Consider the following 6214-nt stretch of genomic DNA (forward strand, 5'->3'; position numbering starts at 1 on the left):
GACAAGGATCAGGCGGTCAAGGATGCGACGGCCATCGTTCACGCCATGCCGCGGCAGTTGGAAGATGCATGGTTGCGCCGCTTTGGGGCCAAGCTGGGCCTTGTGGATGTCACTGCAGATGATCAGCCCCTGATCGAAGATCTCCTGAAGCTCATGCAGACCGATGGCGCCGACTTCACCAACACGTTTGCAACCCTGCAAACAGATAAAGCCCGCGATCAGTTCACCGATCGTGACGCGTTTGACGCTTGGGCGGAACGCTGGGCGCAGCGCAACCTCGACATGGAATTGATGCAACGCACCAACTCCCAGATCATTCCGCGCAACCATCGGATCGAAACGATGATCGAAGCTGCTGTTTCGGGCGATATGGCACCCTTCGAACGGCTCATGACCGCGTTAGCAACACCGTACGACCTGCCAGACACGTTTGACGATCTGCGTCGCCCGCCAACGCAATCCGAGATTGTGCCCGCCACGTTCTGCGGCACTTAACGCCTGTTGATCAGCACCAGTCCCACGGCAACTAAAGCAAGTGCAGCCCATATGGTGGCGGTGATATCTTCGCCCAAAATCAACCAGCCGAGGACCACGGCAAAGACAGGCGAGAGAAAGCTGAAGGACGCCACACCAGACGCCGGATAAATCTTCATCAGGAAAAACCAGAAAAGAAACCCGAAGCTGGCGATAAATACGATCTGGTACGCAAGACCGACAACATGGATCACTTCCAGGTCTCGCAAAAGGGGACCGAAAGCTGGCGCAAGGATCAGCAAAACCGGGGCCGAGATCAGCAGTTGCCAGAACAATTGTTGTTCAGCCGGAATACGGCTCAGCGGCGTGACCCGCACGCAGAGGGCAATACCTGCCCAGCACAGCGCCGCACCCAGCGCAAAGACATCTCCCAGAAGATTGCCTTGCCCTGCATCGCGATCCGCAAGTGCCAGCACCACACCGCCCATCGCAAAAGCAAGGCCGATCAGGCGCACGCCATTCAGCCGTTCGCCGGGCAGCAGCACATGTGCAGCCAAAGCCAACCAGACCGGCATGGAGTAAAACAGGATCGACGTCCGCGCGACACTGGTCAGGTCCAAAGCAATGAACAGGCAGATGAACTCAACCGCAAACAAAAGCCCGGCGATGATGCCGCCTGTCCTGCCCTCGGCCGGCAAACGCAAGGATATCCCCCGCGTCCACATCCAAAGCCCCAGCAGCACAAGCGCCCCAAGCGAACGCAAACTTGCAAGAAAGACGGGTTGAAATCCCGCATTCGATACTTTGATAACGACCTGATTGAACCCCAGGTTCAACGAAAACAGCGTCAGCGCCACAGCACCGATCAGGTCGATATGCGACTTTCGATTCATCGGCGCAGAACGGCCGGTTTAGGGGTCAATGTCAATCGGCCCCGAACATTCCCCCCCGTTTGGTCAGCAATCTATGCAAGACTGGGCAGCAACGATTCTCGGGGAGATGGAGAACCAACATGAGCTTGATGAAAACACTGGCCAAAGTGGCCATCGGTGTTGCGGTGGCCAAAGGTGCGAGCGCAATGATGCAAAATCGCAGCGAGTCCGGCGGAGCAGCCGCTGGCGGTGGCCTTGGCGGCTTGTTGGGCGGTCTGTCCGGTGGGCAGGCACAGGGTAGCGCAGGGCTGCAGGACATGTTGGGCGGCCTGATGGGTGGCGCGCAAGGCACTGGTTCTACCGGCGGCATGGGCGGACTTGGCGGCTTGCTTGAGGGGCTTGGCGGCGCGGGCCGCCAAGGTCAGGGATTGCAGGGTATGCTTGGCGGTCTGGCAGGTGGCGCAGGTGCAGGCGGCCTTCTCGGAGCCTTGGGCGGTGCAATGGCCAGACGACCAGCCGACAATGGCGCAAGCTTCGGTCAGGTCCTGAACTCGAACTTCGACCAAACGCCAGAAGACCCGATTGAACCGACAGCGGATCAAGAGGCCGCCGCAGCCCTCATGCTGCGCGCCATGATCCAGGCGGCCAAGTCCGACGGCCAGCTCGATGACGCCGAACAGGAAAAGCTGATGGGCCAGCTGGGCGGGGATGTGGATGCAGAAGAAGCCGCTTTCCTGCGCACTGAAATGCAACGGAATGTCGACGCAACCGCGCTCGCACAAGATGTTCCAAACGGAATGGGCCCCCAAGTCTACGCCATGTCGGTTCTCGCCATCGACCTCGACTCACAGGCCGAGGCGAAATACCTGCACAGCCTTGCCCAAGCCCTTGGCATGGATGCCGCCAGCGTGAACGACATCCACGCGCAGCTGGGCGTGCCATCGCTTTACGCCTGAACAGGTGGCCGCGTCAGGTGCGCGGCCCCTTTGGCTTGGGCTTGCGCCGCCGGCGGTTCGACGGTTTGGATGTGCCTGGCGCACCACCGGGACGCCCCCCACCGGGCTTACCACCCGGCCGGCCACGTCCACGGCCCCGACCGCCCGCAGGTTTCGCGTTGGGATCCGGCACCGGTTCCCACGCGCGGCCCGACAGAACGGGAATGGTCATCTTGATGACCTTCTGAATGTCCTTGAGGTAGTCCATCTCCTCAGGCGCACAGAACGCAACGGCAGAACCATCCTTACCCGCCCGCGCTGTGCGACCAATCCGGTGGACATAGGCCTCCGGCACGTTTGGCAGTTCGTAGTTGTAGACGAACTTGACGTCCGGAATGTCCAATCCGCGCGCCGCCACATCCGTGGCTACCAGCACACGCACTTCACGCGCCTTGAACGCCGCAAGGGCGCGTTCCCGCTGTCCCTGCCGCTTGTCGCCATGAATGGCGGCCACGGCAAAACCTTTGCGGTCCAGCGCGCGGGCCAAACGATCCGCCCCATGCTTGGTCCGGGTAAAGACCAACGCCCGGTTTTCACGGTGCGTGTCCAGCAGCTCAATCAATAGCGCGGACTTCTCGGCCTTGGCGATGAAGTGGACGCCTTGGGTGACCTTGTCAGCCGCCTTGCCCGGCGGGTTCACCTCAATCCGCATCGGCTCGTGCAAGTAGGATTGCGCAATCTCGTTCATCTGCTTGGGCATGGTGGCAGAAAACAGCATGGTCTGCCGGTCATCCCCCATCAGCGACGCGATCTTGCGCAGGGCATGCACAAACCCAAGGTCCAGCATCTGGTCGGCTTCGTCCAGAACAAGGAAGCCTGTATGCTCCAACTTGATGGCCTTCCGCTCAACCAGGTCCAGCAAGCGACCGGGCGTCGCCACAAGGATATCTGCCCCTTTCGCCAAGCGCTGGATTTGTGGGTTGATGGACACGCCACCGACCACGATCTGAACACGCATCTGGGTCATGGCGCGCAGCACCTGGGCGATCTGACCCGCCAGTTCCCGCGTCGGTGCCAGGATCAACCCGCGCGCCGTCTTCGGTGCGGCACGCCCGCCCTCATCCATCAACCGTGCAATCAACGGAATGCCGAAGGCGGCTGTTTTCCCGGTACCGGTTTGGGCCAACCCCATCACATCACGACCGTTCAGGGCGTGCGGGATCGCCTGCGCCTGAATTGGTGTCGGTTGGGTCAATCCCATTTCGGCCACGCGTTTCGCAAGGTCCGCGGGCAGGTTCATCATATCAAAATCGCTCATGCCCCCCAGTGGACCCATCCCATACCAGCGTCAACCGCAATTGCCCCTGCCCGCAACCTTCGTTAAACCCCAAAACATGACCGCAAATCGTGCCACCATCACCGACCGTAGCGAAGCCAAAGGGCTGCGTATGACCCAGCCTCGCCGGGTCATTGCGCAGGTGCTCGAAGAGTCCGACGATCACCCGGATGTCGAAGAGCTATACAATCGCGCGAGCACCGTCGATCCGGGCATTTCTATCGCGACGGTGTATAGGACAGTCAAACTGTTCGAAGAGGCAGGCATCCTCGACAAGCTCGAATTCGGTGACGGCCGCGCCCGCTACGAAGACGCGGAACGCGAGCACCACGACCATCTGATCGACATGAACTCCGGTGAAGTGATCGAGTTCGTCGATGCGGAAATAGAGGCCCTGCAGGAAAAGATAGCCGAAAAGCTGGGCTATGAGCTGCGCGGCCACAGGCTGGAGCTCTATGGCGTGCCGCGCAAACATCAGTAAACAAGCACATTTTTCTTCATCTTTGACGCGACTGCACGCGCGACCTGAATAAACCCGGCATATCCGCCAAAAGACTAAGGGCACCACCATATGGACAACTTGCGTGGCGCCGGGCTGATGGTTCTGGCGATGCTGTGCTTCGCCATCGAGGACATGTTCATCAAACTTCTGGGCGGCGCGATTCCAGTAGGACAGTTGCTTGCTCTGCTTGGCGCCGGCGGCGCGCTCATCATGGCGGGTGCTTGCGTGCGGCAAGGACAGCCGTTGGTCAGCCGTGCGCTGCTGGGCCGAGCGATGCTGATCCGCAACGCGGGCGAAGTGATCGGGTCCCTTGGCTTTGTCACGGCGCTCGTCTTGGTGCCGTTGGCGACGGCCTCCGCCATCTTGCAGACAACACCACTCATGGTCACGCTTGGTGCCGCAATTTTTCTGGCAGAGCCGGTCGGCTGGCGGCGTTGGGCCGCCATCATCGTCGGACTGTGCGGTGTTCTGCTGATCGTGCGACCGGGGCTCGAAGGCTTTGACTGGAACGTCTTGTTTGCCGTTCAGGGTATGATCGGCCTGTCCATCCGTGATCTGGCCACGCGGCGCGTTCCCGCAACCCTTTCCGCGCTCCAACTCAGCTTCGTAGCCTTCGCATTGCTTGTGCCCACTGGTGCAGGGCTCATGGTCGTATCGGGAACGGCTTTTGTATGGCCCACCCTGAACGAATGGGGCGTGCTTGCGATCGCCTCAGCCATCGGCGCAATCTCTTATCGTTTCATCGTCATGGCAATGCGTATGGGCGACGTCAGCTTTGTCACGCCATTCCGCTACACACGTATGGTGTTTGCACTGATCATCGGCATCCTGATCTTTTCGGAAGCACCCGATGCGTTGACGCTGATCGGTGTGGCAATCATCATCGCGTCCGGCCTTTTCACCCTATGGCGCGAACATATCAGGAAAACGCCAGATGCGGCGTAAAGCCCCTTGTTGTTAGCGCCAACATCAGTTTAGACGCTGCGTAACTTTCCGCTACAGGAGCCTCCTCATGAGCACCATCATCGACATTCACGCCCGCGAAATCCTCGACAGCCGGGGCAACCCCACCGTCGAGGTTGACGTGACACTTGAGGACGGCACCATGGGCCGCGCCGCAGTTCCATCCGGCGCATCGACCGGCGCGTACGAGGCCGTGGAAAAGCGCGATGGTGACAAGGCCCGTTACAAGGGCAAGGGCGTGTTGGAAGCTGTTACGGCGGTGAATGGCGAGATTGCCGAGGCACTGGTTGGCATCGACGCCACCGAACAGGTCGAGCTGGACCGCGCCATGATCGAACTGGACGGCACAGACAACAAGGGTCGCCTCGGCGCCAATGCCATTCTCGGCGTTTCCCTTGCTGCCGCCAAGGCCGCTGCTGATTGGACGTCGCAACCGCTTTATCGCTACGTGGGCGGCACATCCGCCCGTATTCTGCCCGTCCCGATGATGAACATCATCAACGGCGGCGAACACGCCGACAACCCGATCGACATCCAGGAATTCATGATCATGCCCGTGGCGGCCACGAATATCCGCGAAGCGGTGCGCATGGGCTCCGAAGTCTTTCATACGCTGAAAAAAGAACTCAGCGACGCCGGCCTGTCGACAGGCATCGGTGACGAAGGCGGCTTTGCCCCCAACATCAGCTCAACCCGTGACGCGTTGGATTTCATTCTGAAGTCGGTAGAAAAGGCAGGCTACAAACCGGGCGACGACATCCATCTCGCCCTCGATTGCGCCGCGACCGAGTACTTCAAGGATGGCGCATATGTGCTTGCTGGTGAAGGCAAAACACTGTCTTCCGACGAAAACGTCGCCTATCTCGAAGCCCTGGTGAAGGACTACCCGATCATCTCGATCGAAGATGGCATGGGCGAAGACGATTGGGACGGCTGGAAGGCCCTGACGGACGCGATTGGCGACAAGGTGCAGCTTGTGGGCGACGATCTGTTTGTGACAAACCCGGCGCGTCTGGCTGACGGCATTGCACGTGGTTGCGCCAACTCGATGCTGGTAAAAGTCAATCAAATCGGCAGCTTGACGGAAACACTTCAAGCTGTCGACATGGCCCACCGAGCCCGCTACACCAAT

At 60.1% G+C, this 6214-nt stretch carries 7 protein-coding genes; 5 read left to right on the forward strand and 2 right to left on the reverse strand.

All coding sequences use genetic code 11. The features are described 5' to 3' along the window. Positions 1-495, forward strand: a 495-nt coding sequence (locus tag AC6RA8_RS07470) for a protein adenylyltransferase SelO family protein (protein ID WP_500351671.1), incomplete at its 5' end; no start/stop codon positions are given. On the opposite strand, the gene AC6RA8_RS07475 is transcribed toward AC6RA8_RS07470, so the two are convergent. Then, positions 492-1367: a DMT family transporter gene (locus AC6RA8_RS07475; RefSeq protein WP_500351673.1), complete on the reverse strand. Its 876-nt coding sequence runs from the start codon at positions 1365-1367 to the stop codon at positions 492-494. The two genes, AC6RA8_RS07470 and AC6RA8_RS07475, sit on opposite strands and share 4 nt — an antisense overlap. Before the next feature lie 119 nt (positions 1368-1486). Here AC6RA8_RS07475 and AC6RA8_RS07480 point away from each other — a divergent pair, with 119 nt between their 5' ends. Beyond that, positions 1487-2302, forward strand: coding sequence for a tellurite resistance TerB family protein (locus tag AC6RA8_RS07480; protein WP_500351675.1), 816 nt, complete (start codon positions 1487-1489; stop codon positions 2300-2302). Between the two features lie 13 nt (positions 2303-2315). Here the strand turns inward: AC6RA8_RS07480 and AC6RA8_RS07485 are convergent, their stop codons facing one another. Beyond that, entirely contained in the window at positions 2316-3599 is a 1284-nt protein-coding gene (locus AC6RA8_RS07485; RefSeq protein ID WP_500351676.1) for a DEAD/DEAH box helicase, read from the reverse strand. 76 nt (positions 3600-3675) lie between these two features. On the opposite strand from AC6RA8_RS07485, the gene AC6RA8_RS07490 reads away from it, so the two are divergent. From AC6RA8_RS07490 to eno, 3 genes are all read left to right on the forward strand, one after another. Continuing rightward, positions 3676-4098 (forward strand): Fur family transcriptional regulator, encoded by a 423-nt coding sequence (locus tag AC6RA8_RS07490; RefSeq protein ID WP_500351677.1) that lies wholly within the window; start codon positions 3676-3678, stop codon positions 4096-4098. A 90-nt stretch (positions 4099-4188) separates the two neighbouring features. Further along, positions 4189-5064, forward strand: coding sequence for a DMT family transporter (locus tag AC6RA8_RS07495; protein WP_500351679.1), 876 nt, complete (start codon positions 4189-4191; stop codon positions 5062-5064). 67 nt (positions 5065-5131) lie between these two features. Next, the coding region (gene eno, locus AC6RA8_RS07500; protein WP_500351680.1) for a phosphopyruvate hydratase at positions 5132-6214 on the forward strand (1083 nt) is incomplete at its 3' end.

Source organism: Tateyamaria sp. (assembly GCF_059783535.1).